Source organism: Roseomonas sp. WA12 (assembly GCF_054165765.1).
This window is the reverse complement of record NZ_CM135108.1, coordinates 1,900,006-1,920,751: the sequence shown is the minus strand read 5'-3', so window position 1 is coordinate 1,920,751 and position 20,746 is coordinate 1,900,006. Positions and strand designations below refer to the sequence as shown.

The window sequence follows — 20,746 nt, the reverse complement described above, 5'->3', positions numbered from 1 at the left end:
CGGCCGCCGTCAGCTGAGTGGGAAATTCGGCCCTGAAGGGACCTGACGGTCGACAATCCTGCCCAGATTGCGCAATTTTTCTCGTCAAGACAGATCGCCTGTGCTCATTGCTGCTTTGCCACATGCCGGCCTGAGGGGAGAGCCTCGTGCGGGAAGAGGGCCAGCGTTTCTGGCTCTCCGCGGAGGTTAGGTATCGCTTGCCGACCTTTCTGGCCCGCGGCTGCTCGGACGCAGTCCTTGAACGGCTTCGCCGCGGCGAGGAGCACGATGATGGTCGCGGAAACGGCGATCGCGCCGAGCACCATCTCCGAGGCGAGAGCCGGGCCGGTCGGGACGCGGTTGCGCAGGCGGCGCAACACACCATTACATGCTGAACAGTCCGCTGCTCGTCACCTTCGTCACGGGCGCGCAATTCATCCTCGGGACGCTGGCGGCCTTCGTCTTTGCCGCAGCCATTCGCGGCTGATTGGGCTGCTCTTCGCGGTAGTATCGGTGCAGCTGATGATCATGCCGGACATGCTCATCGTCGAGAATTACCGCACCATGCGCGCGCTCGGACTGGTGGACACAGTGGCCGGGATGGTGCTGCCCTATGTTGCCTCAGCCTTCGGCATTTTCTTGCTGCGCCAGACCTTCAAGCAGATCCCGCGGGAGCTGGAGGAGGCGGCGAGGGTGGAGGGATGTGGCACCTTCGGGATCCTGTGGCGGGTCTATGTGCCGCTCGCGAGCCCTACCTACCTGGCCTACGGCCTCACCCCGTCGCCTACCATCGGAACAACTTTCTCTGGCCGCTGGTGATCACCAATTCGGTCGAGACCCGGCCGCTGACCGTCGGGCTCGCCGTCTTTGCCTCCACGGACCAGGGCGTTGACAGGGCGATCATCAGCGCGGCCACCTTGATCACCGCCGCGCCGCTGCTCCTGGCCTTCCTGCTGGTCCAGCGTCATTTCGTGCAATCCTTCATGCACGCCGGAAGCCGCTGAGCGGTGGTTTCGGTTGGCTGCGTAGCGCTGCCCGTCAGACCGAGCGCGGGCGGGGGGACCACCGGTCGCGCAGGGCCATCACCACAGTCAGCGTCATGAAACCGACGGCTGCGCCGAAGATCCAGCGCGGTTCTCCGTGATCGAGGATCCAGCCGAACAGGAGCGGCCCGATCGCGCCGCCGATGTTGAAGCCCGTGGAGACAATTCCAAAAGCCCGCCCTGATCCGCCGGGCGGCGCTGCGGCCTGCACCATCATGTCCCGCGACGGGGCAATCACGCCGGACAAGAACCCCGCTGCCCCAAGAGCCACCATAAGTTCCAATGGCCCGAGATCCGCGATGGCCACGAGAAGGGTCAGGAGCGCTGTCAGGGCGAAGGCTGCGGCCGCGACATCGCCGTGTCGGCGCGTGCGGTCTGCTAGGAAGCCGCCGACCAGGACTCCGAAGGCACTGAGCATCAGGAAGGCTGTGAGCGCGGCGTTGGCCTGGGTCAGGGTCAGGCCGTAACCGCTCACCAGGGCGGCGACCGAAAAGTTCTGGATGGCCCCGTTCGAGAAGCTGAGAAGGGTAAAGAAGATGGTCAGCGAGATGATCGCGGGCGTGAACACACCGCTTCCAGCCTTGGCACGGTTGGCCGTCTCCTGCCGCCGCGCATCGGTTGCCCCCTGCACCGAGGGCACGCGCATCGGCAGGATGAACGCCACCAAGAGCACGCCCACCAAGCCGACCGTTCCGAGTGCCACGCCCGGCCCGGCGAGGAGGGCAAGGCCGATCAGGACGGCGGGGGCGATGGCGGTGCCGAGGTAACCTGCAAAGGTATGGAGCGAGAAGGCGCGGCCCATCTGCTCCTTCGGGATGCCGGCCGAGAGGAGGGCGTAGTCAGCGGGATGGAAGGCACCATTGGCGAGCCCTGCCAGCGCTGCTCCCACGAGCAGCCAGGCATAGGTCCCGACCAGCCCGATGGAGAGCAGGGCCAGCCCGCCGAGGCCAAGTCCGGCGGCAAGCACACGCCGGGCGCCGATCCGGTCTACGAGGAAGCCAATGGGTGTCTGAGCGACGGCGGAAACGACGTTGAAAACGGTCAGCGCCAGGCCGAGCTCGACAAAGCCGACCTGCAGACGGTCGCGGAGGAAAGGGAAAAGGGGAGGGAGCGCGAGGATGTAGACGTGGCTGACGAGATGAGCGAGTGACACGAGGAGGAGGAGGTGCCTGGCGTTCACCGGCCTCTCACTTCCCGACTGGGGATGCGTTTCCCTGCCTAGTGCCCGCGGATCAGCCTGGCGCTTCGACAATGGCATTTTCCTCGTTCCTGACGGCCGTTCTCGGACGGACCTCGCACGATATGCGTCTCACGGCCGCTCTGGCGCTGCAAACATCCAGGGCGGGGATCAGGGTCGATGAAGGCGCATCGGATCTGTCCAGCTCGAAGCCTTCCGTACTCGAGCAACTCCGTGGCCGGAGTGGAAGGACGTCAGTGGACTTCTTTGCCCTGCCTACCAACGTTCCGCTTTCGGTCGAACTATTATCGACGATTTTTTAGGGATATGCTCGGACGTTGGACTTACATGTCCAAGCAGTGTTGCCAAGTGTGCCGAACATCATTGACAATCCGTAAGCGCTGCTGCCTCCTTCAGACAAATAAATCAGTCGAGGGATCGTCGCATGCTCGGATTTCGGCGGAGTTTGCTCCGTATCGGTACCGCTACGCTCGGCTTTGTCCTCGCCGCGTCGGCTGCGATGGCCCAGCCGACAGCTGCCCGGCCGCAAAACATCACGATGTGGAGCCACTGGCCAGACGAGGCGGCGAAACGGACCTTCGTCGAAGGGCGCGTGCGCGATTTCGAGGCAGCAAACCCGCAATGCCGGGTGCGCCTGCAGTTCATCCAGAAGGCGGACATCTACACCTCAGTCCGTGCCTCCGTGCGAACCGGCCAGGCGCCAGACATCTTCTGGCTGGAACCGGACGAGATCGCCTTCGCGCGCAACGGCTTCCTGGAGCCGCTGGACAATCACGTGAATCTCGCCGGCCTTGAGGATTGGGCACGTTCTTCCTGGACGCATAACGGCCGCGTCTACGGCTTGCCGCTGGAGGCCTATACCGTCGAGCTCTACTACAACCGCGACAGGGTGCGGCAGCTCGGCGTGGAGATGCCGCCGAGTGCGCAACTCACGCAGGCGCAGTTCACTGACCTTGTGCGTCGCAGCGTGCAGGCAGGCATCACGCCGTTGGCGCAGGGGGTTGCGGACCGACCCTATCCCGGCGCCTACCTGTTGCAGGAAGCGCTGCTGCGCCGCCTCGGTCCCGATGAGTATCGCAAGCTTCTGACGGGCGAGTTGCCCTTCCGTGATCCGCGCGTGATCGATGTGATGACATGGGTCCGTCAGCTGGTGGACCTCGGCGCCTATCCGCGCAGCCTGGCCACGCTGAAGCTCGGTGAGTCCCATTACTACTTCCACACCAACCCGGGCGCACTCATGTTCCCCATCGCAAGCTGGTACACCGGCCGAGCCTTCGTGCCGCCGGAAAGCGGTGGCCAGCCGCCCGGCTTTCCGCTGGGCATCATGCAGTACCCGGCCATGGACGGCGGTGACTGCCCGGAGTGCAAGACGCTCGCGGTTGGCGGCAGCTACGTCATGTATTCGCGTAGCCGGAACAAGGAATGCGCCGGTGCTCTCCTGAACTCCTTCGTCAACATCGAGAGCGGCAATGGATGGATGGAACAGGTGCTGTTGCAGACCGGCATCCGCACTGATCCCTCCCGCATCTCAGGAATCAACGCCCCCTATTTTCGTGAGCTTCAGGCACGATCCGAGGGAGCGAAGTTCTTCATCGGCACGCCACTGCACTACCTGACCGGACGCTGCGCCGACACCTTCCAGCAGGTGCTGAACCGCGGGCTGCCGGGCGGCCAGGTCTCGCCGCAGGACGCCGCAGCGCAAATGGACGCGGCTTGCAGCGCGACGCGGTAGCCGTTCCATGACCCTTAAAGCCGAGGCGGCACCCTTCAACGTGCCGCCCCGTGCGGCCGGGCGCCGGTCGTGGCGCCTTCCCTGGGCGTTGCGGGAGCGTGATCCCGGCACGCCTTCCTGGGCCACCATCATGGCGTTCCTCGCGCCCGCGCTGGTGATCTATGCGGGGCTTACAGCCTGGCCGGTGATCCGCACCTTCCACGACAGCCTTTATAACCTCGAGAACGTTGAGGCGCCGGAGTTCGTCGGCCTCGCACATTTCACCGCCATCTGGGCGGACCAGACCTTCCTGCGCGCTATCCGCAATACGCTCGTCTGGTCATTCATCGCGCCGGTGCTGGACGTGGTCACGGGCCTGCTGCTCGCCCTTGTCCTATATGCCGGCGTTCCCTTCGCGCGGTTCCTGCGCATCGCCTGGTTCACGCCGGTGCTGCTCTCCTACGTTGTCGTCTCGGTGCTTTGGTTGTGGATCTACAACTACGACTGGGGCGCAGTGAATATCGCCCTTCGAGCACTAGGCCTGGATGACTTAACTCGTGCCTGGCTGGGAGAGCCGCAGACGGCCCTGGCCGCCCTGATGATCACACATGCCTGGAAGTGGGCCGGCTTCAACATGGTTGTCTGTCTTGCGGCCCTGCATGCACTTCCCAAAGAGGTGCTGGAAGCCGCGGAGTTGGACCATTGCGGCTGGTGGGCGAAGCTGCGCCACATCATCGTGCCGCTGATGCGGCCCACGCTGCTAAACCTCTACATCCTGGCCTTCATTGGAAAGATGAAGGTTTTCGATCTCGTCTGGATCATGACCCAGGGTGGGCCGATGTGGGCGACCGAGACAGTTTCCACCTATGTCTATAAACGCGCCTTCGCCTGGAACAGCTTCGACCTCGGCTATCCCTCCGCCATTGCGGCGGTCTGGTTTGTCATCGTGCTGGCCGCCTCCGCCCTGCTGCACTGGGCTTTCCGGCAGCGCGAGAAGCTGGAGTACTGAGCGATGGACATCTCCTCCCGTCTCAGTGCGGCGCTGCGCCGTGGGCCACTCCTCGCCGTGCTGGTGCTATACACCCTCTACACCACTCTTCCGTTCCTCTGGGTCGGCTCGATGTCGCTCCGCACGACGGCGGAGATCAGCGCCGACCATTACGGCCTGCCCTTCCCGGCGCATTGGGAGAAGTTCCGCGCGGCCTGGGTGGATTCAAACTTCGCCGGCTACTTCTGGAACAGCACGCTCGTCGTAGTCTCGGCGGTGATCATCGTGACGGTCCTCGGAGCCTGCGCGGCCCATGCGCTGGCCCGGTATCGCTTCCGTGGCAACCGGCTGATCTACTTCATCCTGTTCTCCTCCATCATCTTCCCACCCCAGGTTGTGTTGCTCTCCCTATTCCAGATCCTGGTAGGGTACGATCTCTACAACACCCGCCTCGGCCTCGTGCTGGTCTATGTCTCGCTGCAGCTTCCATTGACAGTCTTTCTGCTGGAGGCATTCTTTGCCCGCATCCCGAACGATCTGTTCGAGGCGGCTCGCATCGACGGTTATACGGACTGGCAGATCTTTCTCCGTATCGTGCTGCCCGTCGGCATGCCAGCCATTGTGACGACCGTTATCCTGAACTTCGTCCATCTCTGGAACGAGTACCTCTTCGCGGTGGTGCTGCTGGCGGATGATGAGCTCAAGACGCTGCCGGTCGGGATCCAGCGGTTCATGGGCGACTACTTCCAGGATATCGGGATGATCGCCACGGGCGTGATGATCGCGGTTCTGCCCGTAATTGTCGTTTACGCCTTCTTCTCCGAGAAGCTGATCCAGGGAATGACGGCCGGGGCCGTCAAGTAAGGGGAAACAATGGCGACCGTTCACCTGGAAGATGTCTGCAAGCGCTACGGCGGCGCGGGGAGCCTAACGGCCGTGCAGGACGTGAATCTCACCGTCGCGGATGGCGAGTTCATGGTGCTGCTCGGGCCGTCGGGCTGCGGAAAATCCACCACGCTCCGGATGATTGCAGGGCTGGAGAGCATCAGCTCCGGGAGGCTCACGATCGATGGCCGGGAGATGAACGCGGTGCCGGCGAAGGACCGGGATATCGCGATGGTGTTCCAATCCTACGCCCTGTACCCGCACATGACCGTGGCGGATAATCTGTCCTTCGGCCTCAAGCGCCGCGGCACGCCGAAGCCGGAAGTGGAGCGGCGCGTCACGCAGACTGCCGTCATGCTGGGCCTTGGCGAGTTGCTTGCGCGCCGGCCCGCCGCATTGTCCGGTGGGCAGCGGCAGCGCGTGGCGCTCGGCCGGGCGATCGTGCGGGAGCCGAAGGTTTTTCTCTTTGACGAGCCGCTGAGCAATCTGGACGCCGCGCTTCGCGTAGCCACGCGCAACGAACTGACCCGGCTGCACCGGCGGCTTGGGGCGACCATGATCTATGTCACCCACGACCAGGTGGAGGCGATGACCATGGGCAGCCGCATCTGCGTCATGAACCGCGGGTGCATCGCCCAGGTCGGTGCGCCTCTGGAGGTTTATCGTGAGCCCGCGGATATCTTCGTTGCCAGCTTCCTGGGCAGTCCGCCGATGAACATTCTCGGCGCGCGCTTGCGGCGGAGCGGGGGTGGGGTTGTGGCGGAGGTGGCGGGCGCGGTGCTGCCGCTGACACGGTGGTCCGACGCTGCCCTGTCCTCTCTCCTGGCCGGCAGCGGCGAGGTCTCGTTCGGCATCCGTCCCGAGGATCTGGTGCTGCTCGGGCCCGATGATCCGGACGGTCCCGCCATTACCGGGCAAGTGGTTGGCGTGGAGCCCTTGGGCGCCGAAACGCTGATGCAGGTCGACACGGCAGGCGGGGAAATCACTGCGCGCCTGCACCGTGATGCGCGGGCCGAGCCCGGGACCACGCTGCGGTTCGGCGTGCCCTCGCAGGCTTGCTATATCTTCGGTCCGGACGGGCGCGCTGTCGCCGCAGATCGCGCTGGGCAATGACGGCGCGGCACGCTTCTCCGGTACCGGCCCGATGAGCGGTTGTGTTCCCGGTGAGCCTGGAGGGCATTGCGGAGGCGGGCCGGAGGAGGATGCCTTGTGGATGCAGGCAGCGTGATCCAACCCTCCACCACTTGGCCGAGCGGAGCGCCCGAGGCGGAGGCCGAGGTGGTGCAGGTGCTGCAAGAGGACATCATCTTCGGACGGCTGCCGCCGGCCTCGCGGCTTGTGGAGGACGGGCTGCTGGCCCGTTTCGGAGGTTCCCGACACCACATCCGCCAAGCATTGGATCGGCTGGAGCGGCTCGGCCTCGTCGTCCGCGAGCGTAACAAGGGTGCCACCGTCCGCTCCCTAACGCCGTCGCAGGTGGAGCAGATCTATGCCGTGCGGGAGATGGTCCAACGGCAGGCCGCGCTTCTGATCCCGCTGCCGGCGCCGGCGGAACTGCTTCAAGAATTGCTGTCGATCAACGCTGAGTTCGCGGAGCACATCGCGGCCCGTGACCTTCGTGGCGTCCACGCCGCGAATGACCGCTTTCACATCTGCCTGTTCAGCGCCTGCGGCAACGAGTACCTGCTTGCGACAATCCAGCACTATATGCGGCTCAGCCTGCCGGTACGGGCCAAGACGCTGGCCGATGTGCGGGCGCTCCGTGCCTCGCATGCCCAGCATGAGACCATGATCGGTCTGCTTGGTGGGCATGACCGGTGGGCGCTTTCACAACTCTGCGTCGATCATTTGCAGCCGAGCAAGGACGACTATCTGAGAGGCGTGCGGCCTGTACAGGCGGCGTGACGCGAAGCGGCAGACCGGAAAGACCGTTCTTCACTCGGTATTGTCCCAAACGATCCACGGACTGCAGAGGCTTTCAAGATTAGGTGGAGGGCGTAAAACCTGATGCTCCCCCGTTCCGAGAAGCACCCCGTAGATGATCTCCCGCCGCGCTCTTTCGTCGCTACTCGCCCTGCCGGCCCTTGCAGGGACCGCGCGCGCGCAGGGCAATCGCCCGGCGCCGGAGGATCGCCTGACCATCGCCTTCGGAGATCCGGTCTCTTCCATCGATCCGCAGTTGAACAACTTTGGTGGCGACCGGTCGGTGAACCTGCATGCCTTCGACTTCCTGGTGGAGAACCACAACGGAACCTTGCAGCCCGGCCTGGCGAAGTCCTGGAGGCTGATCGACCCCACCACCTGGGAATTTACGCTGCGTGACGACGTGCGTTGGCATGACGGCCGTCCCTTCACGGCAGAGGACGCGATCTTCTCCTATCGCCGCGCTCCGGATGTGCCTGGCTCCGCCTCGTCCTTCGGTGGCTATTTGAGGGAGATCGCAGGGCTGGAAGCGCCAGACCCGCATCGGCTGATCGTTCGCACCCATGGGCCCGCGCCACTCACGCCGCTCAACTTCGCTTCCGTCTCCGTCGTGGCGCGGCACGCCGTGGAGGGCGCAGCAAGTACGGACTTCAATTCGGGCAAGGCGGCGATCGGCACGGGGCCCTACCGCTTCGTCTCCTACGCCCCTGGGGACCGCATCATTTTCCGCCGTAACGACGAATACTGGGGCGGCCGTCCGGCCTGGTCAGAGGTGACCATCCGCCTGATCCCCAATGCGGCGGCACGTACCGCGGCCCTTCTCTCGGGCGATGTGGACGTGATCGAGCGCGTCTCGGTCGCGGATGTCGAGAACATCCGCCGGCGGCAGGATGTGGAGCTCTTCGCGCATCCCGGACTGCGGGTGCTTCTGCTCTGCCCCAACGCCTCGCCAGAGCCGAACCCGTTCGTGCAGGCGAACGACGGCTCTCCCCTGCCGTGGAACCCGTTAAGCGATGGGCGGGTGCGCCGGGCCCTTTCCCTTGCGCTGGATCGGCGTGCCCTTTCAGACCGGCTGCTGCAGGGACAGGCTGTGGCGGCTGGACAGTGGATGCCGGAAGGCTCTTTTGGCTACGAGCCTGCCCTGCCGCCGACCGCTGCGGACCCGGAAAGCGCGCGGCGCCTGCTGGCTGAGGCAGGTTTTCCGGAAGGGTTCCGCCTCACCCTCCATGTACCAAGCGACCGCTACATTCGAGGGCCTGAAACGGCCCAGGCGGTGGCGCAGGCTTGGACCCGGATCGGCGTGCGCACCACGGTGGAGAATATGGCCTGGGCGACCTTCTCCGGCCGTGCGTCCGGAGGACAGTTCGCCATGTCCGTCCTCGCCTGGGGCAACGGCACCGGCGAGGCCTCCTATGCGCTCCTCAACGTCATCGGATCCTACGATCCCTCGAAGGGCCGAGGTGCTTCCAATTGGGGACGATACGCCAATCCGGAGGTGGACCGGTTACTAGAGGCGGCGGTGCAGGAGCTGGACGATGCCAGGCGCGAGGCGATCCTGAGGGAATCGGCGAGGGTGGTGATTGGGGAGGCTGGGATCATCCCGGTATTCCATTACCGGAATCTCTGGGCGGCCCGGCGCGGCCTCTCGGTTTCTCCCCTCGTTTCCGACCGCACGGCGGCGATGATGGTACGGCGGGAGGTTTGAGCATGCGGCTCATCGTCGAACCCGCGGATGCCCTGCTCGACGTGCCGCGCCGCGTTCGGGTGGAGGGCGCACCACCTGGCGCCCCCGTGCGCGTGGCCATCGAGACCGATTGGCCGGATGGGGGCCGCTGGGCCGGCGCCGCCACCTTCGTCGCGGATGCGGAAGGCGCGGTGGACGCGGCCCGGGATGCGCCGCTGGAGGGCAGCTACACGGGCGTCTCGCCTATGGGGCTGATCTGGTCGCAGGAGAAGCGGGTCGCCCCATCCACGGCCGATGCCACTGGCCCTTTGGCGGCCAACCCCGTGCAATCCCGGCTGGTGGCGGAGGCAGGGCAGCTTCGCGCCGAGGCCGTCATGACCGCTCGCTTTGTGGGCCCCGGCGTGACGCGGCGCGAGCTGCGCGAGCATGGGTTGGTCGGTACGCTCTTCCTGCCGGCCGGGGAGGGGCCTCATCCAGCCGTGGTCGTGCTCTACGGGTCGGGTGGCGGCGTCAACGAGCCTCGGGCGGCTCTGCTGGCCTCCCATGGTTTTGCCGCCTTGGCACTAGGTTATTTCGGTGCGCCCGGATTGCCGCGCTACATCTCCAACACGCCGCTCGAAATGTTCGCGCGCGGGATCGACTGGTTGCGGGTTGCGGTCTCGCCGCCCAACGACTTCGTGGCGGTCTCCGGTCAATCGCGCGGCGGCGAGTTGGCGCTGCTTCTAGGTGCCACCTTTCCGGACCGTGTCTCGGCCGTCGTCGCCTATGTGCCGGGGGCGGTGGTGCACGGGGCAATGAGCGCTGCCGACCCTGCCCTCGGTGGCCGAGACGGGCATGCCTGGACGCTGGGCGGGCGGCCCATTCCGCATGTCTGGGAGAGGAACCGCACGGCGAGCTGGGTCCCCTACGATAAGGCTGTGGCGCCGCGCCGCCATGCCCACGGCGTCGAGACCGCCCTGGGCGACGCTGAGGCCGTGGCGGCAGCCCGCATCCCGGTGGAGCGCATCCGGGGGCCGGTGCTCAGCATTTCCGGCACGGATGACGGATCTTGGCCGAGTACGCGCTATGCGGAAATGGTGGAGGAATCGCTGAGGGCCGCGAACCATCCCTGGCCGCACGCGCATCTCGCCTATGAGGGAGCGGGCCACGCCATCAGCCATCCCTACCAGCCGACAACCCACATCACATGGCCGCATCCGGTCAGCGGCATCGTCGCGACCGGGGGCGGCACCGCGGCCGCCAACGCCCATGCGAGCGAGGCAAGCTGGCACGCCATGCTGGCCTTCCTTCGGGAGGCAGCGGCCAGTGCCGCAGGGCAGAAGAGGAGCGCGGACTAGGTCTCCGCCGCTCCGCACCGTCAGGAACGACGGGACCGGGCGTCGCGCCTGAGCGCTGCGGCGGTCGGAGGCCGTTTCGTGATGTTTGGCTGGACGCTATTCCACGCGGAGGTTCCTGCGGCGGATGAAGGCGCCCCAGTCGGCGCTGTCCTTTGCTACGCTCTCCTGCACGAATTGCGCGCTGCCTCGCATCGGTTCGAGGTACTGGTCCCGCAGTGCCTTCGCGATCGCGGGAGTGTCCAGGGCGGTCTGAACGGCCGCGTTGATCCGCTCGACAGACGGCGCGGACATGCCGGACGGCCCAACCAGCGCATACCATCCGGGCATGACGAGCCCTTCGAGGCCCAGTTCCTTCAGCGTGGGAACCTCGGGCAGAGCCGCCACCCGCTCGCGTGTCAGCATTCCAAGCGCGGCAAGGTTGCCGGAGTGGACCTGCGGCAGCGCCGTGACGAGCGGGATCACCATGCAGTCGGTCTCTCCCGTCATGACGCTTGTCAGCGATGGGCCGGAGCCATTGAACGGCACATGGGTCATGCGGATCCCGGCAGTGTCGGTCAGCATCTCCATGGAGAGATGGGTGGAGTTGCCAATGCCGACGCTGGCGTAGGTCAATCGGTCAGGCTCGGCCTTTGCCCGTTCCACGAGCTGCGAGAGGCTGGTGAGCCCGCTTCTCGGACTGGCGACAAGGATAAGGGCCGTATCCGCGACTGGTGCGATGTAGGTGAAGTCGCGGGCGGCATCGTAGGGGAGTTTTGAATAGAGATTGGGGTTGAAGCTGAAGAGGGAGACGCCGCCCAGCAGCACCGCGCTGCCGTCCGGCCGAGCCTGCTTCAGGGCATTCACTGCGAGGAGGCCGTTTGCCCCGGGGCGGTTGTCCACCACCACCGTCTGGCCCAGGGATCGGCCCATTGTCTCGGCGATCAGGCGCGCGATCACGTCGGTGCCCCCGCCTGGCGGCTGCGTGACGAAAAGGCGGAGGGTCGGGGAGGGACTCCCCTGCGCGAAGGAGGGGTACGGCAAATTTGAAGCGAGAGCGCCGGCCAGCAGCGCGCCCGTGCCGCGGCGTGTGATGCTGGGGTTCATGGGGCAGTCTCCGTCAGTCCGTCGAACCCATGTAGCACAAGCGGTTCCCGGCCGCAGGATCTGGCCCGCCGTGCACGATCGGGATCAGAACGACCGCGAGCGGCGGGCGGTGCCGCAAAGGAGTGAGCCAGCCTAGGTCGGGGTAGGTGCATGACCTAGGCAGCTTGCGCGCGGCCGGTCATGCTGTCAGGCGAAACCCTCTGCTGGAGTGCCGCCCCATGAGTGAGACCACCGCAGACTCGATCAAGGCACTGCAATCTGAACTCGCGACGATCCGCCGTGACATCCACGCGCATCCGGAGATGGGCATGGAGGAGGCGCGGACCTCCCGCCTGGTGGCGGATACGCTGCGAGGCTGGGGCCTGGATGTGACGGAGGGGGTCGGGAAGTACGGCGTCGTGGCGACGCTCAAGGGGCGGCTTCCCGGGCAGCGGGCCATCGGCCTGCGCGCGGACATGGACGCACTGGCGATCGAGGAGGCGACGGGGAAGCCCTACGCCTCGATCAATAAGGGAACCATGCATGCCTGCGGGCATGACGGGCATACGACGATGCTGCTCGGCGCGGCGCGACACCTCTCGCTAAATCCGAATTTCGGGGGAACGGTGCAGTTCATCTTCCAGCCGGCGGAGGAGGGCCGCGGTGGTGCGAAGGCGATGATCGCGGACGGGCTGTTCGAGCGATTTCCTGTCGATGCCGTCTACGGGATGCACAACGCACCGGATCTGCCACTCGGGCAGTTCGCGACGCGGACGGGACCGGCGCTGGCCGCTGCGGACCGGTTCGTGGTGACGTTCCGGGGCACGGGCGGGCATGGCGGGGCGGCGGCGCATCTTTCCACGGATGTGACGGTGCTGCAGGCGCAGTTCGTCCTGGCCCTCCAGACCATCGTGTCGCGCAGCATCGCGGCCGTGGACACGGCGGTGGTGAGCGTAGGCGCGGTGCATGGTGGTTCGATGGAGTCGCTGAACGTGATGCCGGCGGAGCTGGCGGTCGGAGGAACCGCACGGTCCTACACGCCGGCCGTACGGGACACGATCGAACGGCGGATGAACGAGCTCGCACACGGGCTAGCGGCAGTCGCAGGATGTTTGGCGGAGGTTTCGTATCGGCGGGGCACGTCGCCCCTGGTCAATCATGCCGAGCAGACGGCGGTGGCGGTGGCGGCTGCGGGCGCTCTGGTTGGCGCCGGCAAGGTTGACCCGGATGCCGCCCTGGTGTTGGGCGCGGAAGACTTCTCCTTCATGCTGGAGGCGCGGCCGGGCGCCTTCGTGTTCATGGGGCAGGGTGCCGGCGGGGCGACCTCGGCTGGGTTGCACACGCCGCATTACGACTTCAACGACGACGCCATTCCGTTCGGGGTCGGCTATTGGGTGGAGCTTGTGGCGAAGGAGCTGGGAAGCGTGGGGGTGGGTTAGGCCCCCTTACTTCTCCCCAGTGCATCACGCCGGGCGAAGATCCATGGCAAGGGTCATCTCATCGGCCCGGGGTGTGTGGGTGAAGCCCTGCCGCATGGCCCAGATATTCTTTTGGATGTGAATGGGGACCCAGGCGGCGTCGGCGACGGCAATCCTGGTGACCTGCTGCATGAGGCGTTCGCGGGCAGCATCGTCATTCGTGCCGAGAGCCTGTTCGAGAACGCGGTCGTATTCGGCGCTGGAATAGCCGGTGTAGTTCACCGTCCCCCAACCCCTCTCCAGATCCCGGGTTCCGAGCAGGCCCCGTAGGCCGGCGGAGGGCTCGCCGCTGCTGTTAGCCCAGCCGCCAAGGAGGACGCTGAAGTCCCGCCGGGCATTGCGCTGGGCCGTAACAGCGACGGGCATGGCCTCGACCCTCGTCTTGATACCCGCGCGGGTCCACATCTGTCCGATGGACTGCGCGACACTGGCGTCATTAACGTAACGGTCGTTCGAAGCGATGAGTGTGACGGTGAAGCCGTTGGGCAGGCCGGCTTCCTGGAGAAGCTTCCGGGCCCTGTCGGTGTCGAAGGTCGGGGGCTGGATGTCGGGGACGTGGCCGAAGGTGCCGGGTGGCATAAATTGGCCGGTCGGGAGGGCCGCGCCCGACATCACGCGATCCGCGATACCGGGGCGGTTGATGGCGATGCTGAGGGCTTGCCGGACGCGGAGGTCCGTCATCGGGTTGCGAATGGGTTCGCCGTTCGGGCCGGAGATGTGGGGTGATTCAGCGCGAAAATCGGTCCGAAGATAGATGGAGCGTAGGCTGACGGTTTCGGAGATCCGGAGCTTCGCATCGGTGCGGAGGCGGGCGAGGTCGTTGGTCGGAACGGCGTCGATAAAGGCGACATCGCCGGCCTGGAGGGCGGCGGTGCGGGCGCCGTCATTCGCGATGACACGGTAGTTCACCTTCTGCCAGACAGGCTTCTCGCCCCAGTAGTTCTCGTTCCGCTCGAGCTCGGCACGGTCGTTGGCACGGAAGGCTATGAGCTTGTAGGGACCGGTGCCAATCGTGTTCTTGCCGTTGTTGAAGTCTCCGGTGTTCGGTGCCTCGCCGAGGCCGTGCCAGATGATGCCGAAGCTCGCCATGTCGGATGGGAGCAGAGGGTAGGCGGAGGCCGTCTTCATGCGGATCAGGTGCGGGCTCACCACCTCCACCGACCGGATCGCCTTGGTGTAGACGACAAAGGAGCCCGGGGAGTTCACGACCTTGGGGATGCGGTCGATCGTATAGGCAACGTCACGCGCGGTGAACGGCTCACCGTTGTGGAAGCGGACGTTCTCGCGGAGCTTGAACTCCCAGGTGATGTCGTCGACGAGGCGCCAGGACTCTGCGAGGCCCGGGACGAGGCGCCCGGCTGCATCTCGCTGCAACAGGTTGTCGAAGATGTGGGCTGCCAGGGCATTGTTGGGAGTGAGGGTGTAGTAGTGCGGGTCCGCCGAACTGGGCGGGGCACTTACGGCGAGGTCCAGGGTCTGCGGAACCTGGGCGCTGGCCTGGCGAACCGGCATCGTTGCTAGAGCGGGCGCGGCCGTGAGAAGGACGCGGCGGGAGATGGAATTCATGCGGGCGCTCCTGCAGCACGGGGCGTGTGCGAGAGCGGTGCTGCCTGCTGAAATGAGTTCACATGGGGCATGAGCGTCGTGTCAAGCCTGGAAGGCTGGAGCGCCATGCGTGCTTTTGCTGCCTCTCTCTTCACGCAGGACTCTGCCCCTAGCCAGGCCGAGCTGGTCGCCATCCTGATCGAGGAAGCAAATGTCGCCGCCAATCTCAGCGACATGCTCCATCAGGTAGCCCGGGGTATCCTGGGGAGGAGTTCTCGCCGGAAGCCAAGCCGGTGGTAAATGCGTTGTTGGACGGGATCAGCCAAAACCTTGCCACCGCGTTGGCGCCGGGCCAGGGCTCCGCGGCCGATGCGGATGGCGCAGCCTTGCTGGCCACCCTGCGCGCGCAGACGCTCGTCCTGGGCACTGCCGTGCCTTCTGGCGAGCGGGGCGCGATCCTTGCCTTGCTCGGCAGTGCGGAGGAGGTGTTCCAGGCAACGGAGCGTCTGCACGCGGAGCGTCGTTCCGTCCCCGGGCGATGCTGCTTTCCGCTTCGCAGGTTGTCCGGGCGCCCGAGCCAGCGCTCCAGCCGCTACCAGTCAAGTGAGCCGGACGACGGCACCGTCCTGCAAGTGCCTGGGCGATACCGTTCATTAGAGCGGGCGAATGCGTTGCCTCCGGGGGTCCGCACGCCTGCCAGGGATGTCGAGTTATCCGACTCTACGATGCGCGAAAGCTATGGCCGTTGTTTTGGTCATCCCAGAGTTCTGCTCCGACATACCGCGACGAACAGCTCCACCGACTTCGGCAGCGACGGAGAGCGAGGGCACGTGACATCTGCTCGGGTATTGGATCGGCGAGGTGTAGAACTCATCCCAAGCCGAGGTCGCTAGGGCGAAAGCGGCGGGCATCACCATCAAACTGCCGATGCCCTTGGCGAGTTCGCGCGATGTAACCGATCCGACGTTGCATCGCGGCGCCCAGGTCTTCTAGTCGGACCCAGTTCGGAGAGGTAACAGCGTTCATGCAGGAAGCTGACAGGGAGTCGTCGTGGCTCAAGCTCGAGCTCGAGGACGACTTTGATGAGGAGCTGGAACAGGAGGTGGATGACAGCCGCCTGCCGGCGGCATTGCGGGCGCTGCATCAGCATCGCAAGAAGAGCACCGTGGATCGCGCAACCTATTTCCGTGAACTGCTACGCCTCCAAGGCGAGCTGCTGAAGCTTCAGGACTGGGCGGTGCATCGCGGCTTGAAAGTCGTCGTGCTGTTTGAGGGGCGCGACAGCGCCGGCAAGGGTGGAGCGATTAAGCGGATCACGCAGCGCATGAATCCGCGCACCTGCCGTGTCGTCGCCCTGCCTGCCCCGTCGGACCGTGAGCGGACGCAGTGGTACTTCCAGCGCTATGTTCCGCACCTGCCCGCTGCCGGCGAGATCGTGCTGTTCGACCGCAGCTGGTACAACCGTGCGGGAGTGGAGCGGGTGATGGGCTTCGCCGACGAGACGCAGGTGGAGGAGTTCTTCCGCGACGTTCCCGACTTCGAGCGCATGCTGGTCCGATCCGGCATCATCGTGGTGAAATACTGGTTCTCGATCACCGACGAGGAGCAGCAGCTCCGCTTTCTCATGCGGATCCACGATCCGATCAAGCAGTGGAAGCTCTCGCCCATGGACCTGCAGTCCAGGGTGCGCTGGGAGCAGTATACCAGTGCCAAGGAGCAGATGTTCGAGCGCACCAATATCAAGGAGGCGCCCTGGTACATCGTTGAGGGAAACGACAAAAAGCGGGCCCGGTTGAACTGCATGGCTCACCTCCTGTCGCTGATCCCCTACGAAGATGTCGTCCACGAGCCTGTGGTTCTGCCCGAGCGGGTGTTTGACCCGCACTACGAGCGCCGGACTCTGCCGCCGGAGCTATATGTGCCGGAGAGGTACTGAGATGGAACGGCCGCACAGATCCTACATCTCTCGTCGCTGACCTGGGGGAGCCAAGAAGGGCGAGCGATCGCCTGTGGCAGTGCCGCAGGCCAAGCCGCCTCCCTCGCAGTCAGGCCCCGTTGCCGGCCGGGCGCGAGATCCCCAGCGCTGCCGCTCTCGTCGCGGCGTCAGGCTGGGCAGCGGCATTGCGCCCACGTGCGAGCAGCGGTTGGGCTTCGCCGGCCGGCAGCAGCGCGGCTTCCCGCTCCGCCTCCTCCCCCTTCCCAGCCAGCGCCAGCACGAGCACGAGGCTGCCACGATGGGTGGCGCCGCTTCCGGGGGAACCTGTTGCGCGCCGGGCTTCCTCCACTGCGTCGGCGGCCTTGCCGGAGACAGCCAGGGAGAGCGCCAGGTTGGTCCGCAGGTCCGCATCGGCCGGCGCAACGGCCAGGCCGCGGCGATAGGCGTCCTCTGCTTCCGCCTGACGGCCCATCAGATCCAGCGCGACGCCCCGTAGCCGCTGCAGCCGCGCGTCCCGCGCCGTGGCTGCCGGCTCCAGCACGTCCAGTGCCACACGGGCTGAGTTCGTGTCTCCGCGGCGCAGCAGGATCCCGGCGGCCGTCTTGCGCGCCTCCGTGTTGGAGGGGTCAGCCGCGATCGCTTCCATCGTGCCGCGCAAGGCGGCCTCGGGGCTACCCTGGCGCGCCATGAGGCGGGCAAGGCGCAGGCGCGGCTCCGGATCGGTCGGGTCCCGCTCGGCAGCGCCGCGATAGAAGGTGGCGGCGCTGTCAGCCTCGCCGCTATCGAGCATGTGGTCGCCTACGCGCATCATGGAGCGGGCGGTGTTGCGGTCGGAGGTGGGCGATTCCCCGGCGCAGCCCGCAAGGAGAAGGCAGAAGAGGACGAGCGGGCGGATCATCGGCGTTCCGTTCATGGTTTCAGGTCTATCGGGCAGCAAACTGGCGATGGCGGCGCGGCACGCGGTGCACGGCGGCGACCGGCACGCCGTCCTCTACCCGGCCATCGGGCCGCTGGGCGCGAGGGGTGACCGAGCTGCGGCGACAGGCGATGCGAGGCGCGACGGGGCTGCCTTCTGATTCCTCCACGCCATGCAGCACGAGCACGGCCCCTGCGCCGCGCCCGCAAAGGCCCGGCCGGCCGGGCAGCGACACCGTACCGCCGCCCGCCCAGGCGCGCCCGAGCTGCGCCAAGGCCACACGCCGCCCATAGGCCTCGCCACGCCCGGGGTCTCCGGAATGGTAGCGCGCCACGGCAGTGCCCCAAGCGCCTGCGGCAGCGTACAGCGAGAGGAGGTAACCGGCGGCGTAGCGGGTGTTGGCGATGGGGTCGAAGGCTTCCGACAGGCTGGCGAAGGCGTCGGGGTGGTGCAAGAGATTTACCTGCATGCAGCCGACATCGATGGACTGCACGCCGCTGGCGCGCAGGGCGGCCACTTCGGCGATCGCGGCCTCGCGCGTCGGGGCATAATGGCCCTGTCCGGCGGCATTGTAGGTCCAGGGCCAGGGTGCGGCGACCTCGCCAGCTCCCGCGCGACCGCTTTCGACGAGCGCGATTGCGCCGAGCAACCCGGGCGGAATTCCCGAGCCAGGCTCGACTTGCGCGATTGCGCGGCGGCATGCGGCCGCGTCATCCCCGGCGGGCTGCGCCTCGACGGAAGCGGGGGCGGCAAGCAGAAAGAGGGCGGCAGCCCAGGACTGGCCCAATCCGGCAGTAACGGCCAGGGCGGCCCGGGCCACGGATGTCCTTCGGCGCTGCGGCATGATCCCCCGGATGCAATCGGCCTTGGATTGGCCCGGGGCAGCGATAGACAGGAAGGTGATCGGACAGATGACGCTCGCGTTGCATTTTCGTGGCGATCGAACCGCAAGCCTGCTCTGGCAGGCTTCCTAGCGCGCTGGAGCGCCTTCAGGCACCGGGGATGCCGGTGCGCCCTGGGCGGGTTCGGTTGCTTCGGATTCGCCGCGCTGCCCGGCAACGGGGGCGGCTGAACGTCCGTTCGGCCCGTCCGGCTCGTCGCGGAAAATGTAGCGCTCGATGGCGCGTGCGGCGGGACCAGCGGGGCCTCCCTGCATGGCACGGCCTGCGACAAGGTCGGAGGGGCGCTCGACCTGGCGTTGCAGGGCGATGTCGGTGCTGCAGCCCGCCGGGAGAACCAAGCGGCGCGACTCACCACCGAAACCGGGGATGAAGGGCCGGCGCCACGGCTCCGCCTCGCCGAGGCAGGCGACCGGAACCGTGCGCGCCTCTTGGATCACCACCAGCGCCTCGCCGCGGGGAGGGGCGGTGTCGCCGCCCAGCGTCACCACGACCGGGCGCCCCAGCAGGGCGGAGCGGATGGCAGCGGCGCGCCGTTCGGCGATGGCGGAAGCCTCTTCAGCACGTCCCTCGGATGGAAGGAGCAGGCCATAGCTGGCGAGAGGGCGAGCGCGGGCGAGGGCGGCGAGGCCCGCCGCATCGGCCGGGTCGGGGTTGATGCCGTCCGCAGCGAAGAGGACGATGCGGCGATCCTCTTCCAGCAAGGGAGCAAAGCCACGCGCGCGGTCCGGTGCAGGGTCGGCAGCGCAGCCGGTCGTGGCGGCGAGGAGGATGAGGGCAAGGGTGTGACGCATCGCCTCAATCCACCATGAAGCCGCCAAGGCCGCGCCCGGCCACCGGGCCAGCCGCCGCTCGGATGGGCACGGAGGCCGGCGCGGGGTCCCGGTCCACCGGCGTGGGCACCGGGTTCGTGCCCCGGGCGGGATCGACGATATAGGGCGTGATGAGGATCAGGAGCTCCGTCTCGGAGCGCTGGAAGCGCGAGGAGCGGAAAAGAGCACCGAGCACGGGCAGCTCGCCAATTAGCGGCACGCTGTCCAGGTTGTCGGCCAGGCGGCGCTGGAACAGGCCGGCAATGGCCAGAGTCTGCCCGCTCGCCATCTCCACCGTCGTATCCGCCCGGCGGGTGATGAAGGACGGCACGACATACCCGTTGATCTGCAGCGTGTTCGTGCCGGCGATCTCGCTCACCTCAGGCGCTACGCGCAGGCCTATGCGATCGCCCGGCAGCACAGTGGGGGTGAACTCGAGTCCGACGCCGAAGCGCTTGTACTCCACCGTCACCACCTGGTCGCGCTGCGGCACGGGGATCGGCACCTCGCCACCGGCGAGGAAGGACGCCGAGCGGCCGGAGATGGCCGTGAGCGTGGGTTCCGCGAGCAGGGTCACGACACCCTCCCGCTGCAGCGCATCCAGCAGCGCATCCGCGGAGATGCGGCGCGTGGAAACGCCGCCACCGATGGCCGCGAAAGTCTCGCCGGGATTTAGCCCAGCGAAGCTGGAGGTGGCGCCGAGCGCGCGTGCGGCAACGCCGGCGCCGGAGAGGAAGCTGAAGGCGAAGGACCCGATCGAGCCCACCACGTTCCAGTTCACGCCGAGGCGGTTGAGGTCGTTGCGCGACACCTCCGCGAAGCGGACGCGCAGTGCAACCTGTTGCGATCCTGCAAGCCGCGTGCGGTCCAGTGGGCGTGTGCCGGGCGGCGAGTAGGCGCGGCCGGTGGCCTCCACCTCCATTGCCTCGCCGAGGTCGCGCACCGGGCCCTGCACCATCAGGCGCTCGCCCACGAACTCCATTTGCACGGCGCTGCGCTGGGTGGGGACGGCCGCCTGCGCCGCGCCCGCCGAGCGGTCCACGCGCACGGTGGAGGAGGCAACGACGCCGTCCTGCCCGTCCACCGCGTGCAGCGTGGTCTGGCCGATACGGCGCCCGTAGAGGAATACGACGCGGGGCGACACGATCTGCACGTCGGCCACAGCCTGGTCTGCCACCAGCACCTGAGACACATCACGCGGGAAGCGGATGAGCCTGCCTTCGCCGACTGAAACATTGACCGTGCTACCCCTGCGCGGCGTGTCCTGCGCCAGGGCCGGGGCTATGCCAGCCGGACCGGGCAGCGCCGCGAGCAGCGTGACGGCAGCGAGCGCGGCGCGGGACATCTGTC

At 66.7% G+C, this 20,746-nt stretch carries 19 protein-coding genes; 11 read left to right on the top strand and 8 right to left on the bottom strand.

Going from position 1 to position 20,746, the window contains the following annotated elements; translation table 11 throughout:
* Nucleotides 1–104: 104 nt before the first annotated feature.
* Nucleotides 105–356 carry a hypothetical protein gene (locus ACVBD7_RS09065; protein WP_458097154.1) on the bottom strand — a complete coding sequence of 84 codons (252 nt, stop codon included), beginning with the start codon at nucleotides 354–356 and terminating at the stop codon, nucleotides 105–107.
* A gap of 145 nt (nucleotides 357–501) precedes the next feature.
* On the opposite strand from ACVBD7_RS09065, the gene ACVBD7_RS09060 reads away from it, so the two are divergent.
* A complete protein-coding gene (locus ACVBD7_RS09060) occupies nucleotides 502–798 on the top strand; it encodes an ABC transporter permease subunit (protein WP_458097672.1) in 297 nt (98 codons plus the stop codon).
* Nucleotides 795–983 carry a hypothetical protein gene (locus ACVBD7_RS09055; protein ID WP_458097153.1) on the top strand — a complete coding sequence of 63 codons (189 nt, stop codon included), beginning with the start codon at nucleotides 795–797 and terminating at the stop codon, nucleotides 981–983. Before ACVBD7_RS09060 ends, ACVBD7_RS09055 begins: the two co-directional genes overlap by 4 nt.
* Before the next feature lie 34 nt (nucleotides 984–1,017).
* Here ACVBD7_RS09055 and ACVBD7_RS09050 read toward each other — a convergent pair whose 3' ends face one another.
* Nucleotides 1,018–2,202: an MFS transporter gene (locus tag ACVBD7_RS09050; protein WP_458097152.1), complete on the bottom strand. Its 1,185-nt coding sequence runs from the start codon at nucleotides 2,200–2,202 to the stop codon at nucleotides 1,018–1,020.
* A gap of 442 nt (nucleotides 2,203–2,644) precedes the next feature.
* On the opposite strand from ACVBD7_RS09050, the gene ACVBD7_RS09045 reads away from it, so the two are divergent.
* The 7 genes from ACVBD7_RS09045 to ACVBD7_RS09015 all read left to right on the top strand — a co-directional run bounded on the left by ACVBD7_RS09045 (nucleotide 2,645) and on the right by ACVBD7_RS09015 (nucleotide 10,748).
* Nucleotides 2,645–3,952, top strand: coding sequence for an ABC transporter substrate-binding protein (locus ACVBD7_RS09045; protein ID WP_458097151.1), 1,308 nt, complete (start codon nucleotides 2,645–2,647; stop codon nucleotides 3,950–3,952).
* A gap of 7 nt (nucleotides 3,953–3,959) precedes the next feature.
* Entirely contained in the window at nucleotides 3,960–4,940 is a 981-nt protein-coding gene (locus ACVBD7_RS09040) for a carbohydrate ABC transporter permease (RefSeq protein WP_458097150.1), read from the top strand.
* A 3-nt stretch (nucleotides 4,941–4,943) separates the two neighbouring features.
* A complete protein-coding gene (locus ACVBD7_RS09035) occupies nucleotides 4,944–5,783 on the top strand; it encodes a carbohydrate ABC transporter permease (protein ID WP_458097149.1) in 840 nt (279 codons plus the stop codon).
* Between the two features lie 9 nt (nucleotides 5,784–5,792).
* Nucleotides 5,793–6,917: an ABC transporter ATP-binding protein gene (locus ACVBD7_RS09030; protein ID WP_458097148.1), complete on the top strand. Its 1,125-nt coding sequence runs from the start codon at nucleotides 5,793–5,795 to the stop codon at nucleotides 6,915–6,917.
* Between the two features lie 165 nt (nucleotides 6,918–7,082).
* On the top strand, nucleotides 7,083–7,709 hold the full coding sequence (locus ACVBD7_RS09025; protein WP_458097147.1) for a GntR family transcriptional regulator: 627 nt from the start codon (nucleotides 7,083–7,085) through the stop codon (nucleotides 7,707–7,709).
* Between the two features lie 133 nt (nucleotides 7,710–7,842).
* A complete protein-coding gene (locus ACVBD7_RS09020; protein ID WP_458097146.1) occupies nucleotides 7,843–9,432 on the top strand; it encodes an ABC transporter substrate-binding protein in 1,590 nt (529 codons plus the stop codon).
* Between the two features lie 2 nt (nucleotides 9,433–9,434).
* Entirely contained in the window at nucleotides 9,435–10,748 is a 1,314-nt protein-coding gene (locus ACVBD7_RS09015) for an acyl-CoA thioester hydrolase/BAAT C-terminal domain-containing protein (RefSeq protein WP_458097145.1), read from the top strand.
* Between the two features lie 96 nt (nucleotides 10,749–10,844).
* Here ACVBD7_RS09015 and ACVBD7_RS09010 read toward each other — a convergent pair whose 3' ends face one another.
* The gene (locus tag ACVBD7_RS09010) at nucleotides 10,845–11,831 is read right to left on the bottom strand and encodes a Bug family tripartite tricarboxylate transporter substrate binding protein (RefSeq protein ID WP_458097144.1); all 987 of its coding nucleotides are present in this window, start codon (nucleotides 11,829–11,831) and stop codon (nucleotides 10,845–10,847) included.
* A 218-nt stretch (nucleotides 11,832–12,049) separates the two neighbouring features.
* On the opposite strand from ACVBD7_RS09010, the gene ACVBD7_RS09005 reads away from it, so the two are divergent.
* Nucleotides 12,050–13,249, top strand: coding sequence for a M20 aminoacylase family protein (locus ACVBD7_RS09005; protein ID WP_458097143.1), 1,200 nt, complete (start codon nucleotides 12,050–12,052; stop codon nucleotides 13,247–13,249).
* A gap of 24 nt (nucleotides 13,250–13,273) precedes the next feature.
* On the opposite strand, the gene ACVBD7_RS09000 is transcribed toward ACVBD7_RS09005, so the two are convergent.
* Nucleotides 13,274–14,854 (bottom strand): ABC transporter substrate-binding protein, encoded by a 1,581-nt coding sequence (locus tag ACVBD7_RS09000; protein ID WP_458097142.1) that lies wholly within the window; start codon nucleotides 14,852–14,854, stop codon nucleotides 13,274–13,276.
* A 1,003-nt stretch (nucleotides 14,855–15,857) separates the two neighbouring features.
* On the opposite strand from ACVBD7_RS09000, the gene ppk2 reads away from it, so the two are divergent.
* Entirely contained in the window at nucleotides 15,858–16,769 is a 912-nt protein-coding gene (ppk2, locus tag ACVBD7_RS08995) for a polyphosphate kinase 2 (protein ID WP_458097141.1), read from the top strand.
* 109 nt (nucleotides 16,770–16,878) lie between these two features.
* Here the strand turns inward: ppk2 and ACVBD7_RS08990 are convergent, their stop codons facing one another.
* The 4 genes from ACVBD7_RS08990 to ACVBD7_RS08975 form a co-directional block, all read right to left on the bottom strand.
* A complete protein-coding gene (locus tag ACVBD7_RS08990) occupies nucleotides 16,879–17,667 on the bottom strand; it encodes a tetratricopeptide repeat protein (protein ID WP_458097140.1) in 789 nt (262 codons plus the stop codon).
* 25 nt (nucleotides 17,668–17,692) lie between these two features.
* Complete coding sequence (locus ACVBD7_RS08985) at nucleotides 17,693–18,505, bottom strand: transglycosylase SLT domain-containing protein (protein ID WP_458097139.1); 813 nt, start codon at nucleotides 18,503–18,505, stop codon at nucleotides 17,693–17,695.
* Between the two features lie 150 nt (nucleotides 18,506–18,655).
* Entirely contained in the window at nucleotides 18,656–19,378 is a 723-nt protein-coding gene (locus ACVBD7_RS08980) for a hypothetical protein (protein WP_458097138.1), read from the bottom strand.
* 4 nt (nucleotides 19,379–19,382) lie between these two features.
* Nucleotides 19,383–20,741, bottom strand: coding sequence for a type II and III secretion system protein family protein (locus ACVBD7_RS08975; RefSeq protein ID WP_458097137.1), 1,359 nt, complete (start codon nucleotides 20,739–20,741; stop codon nucleotides 19,383–19,385).
* Between the last annotated feature and the right edge of the window lie 5 nt (nucleotides 20,742–20,746).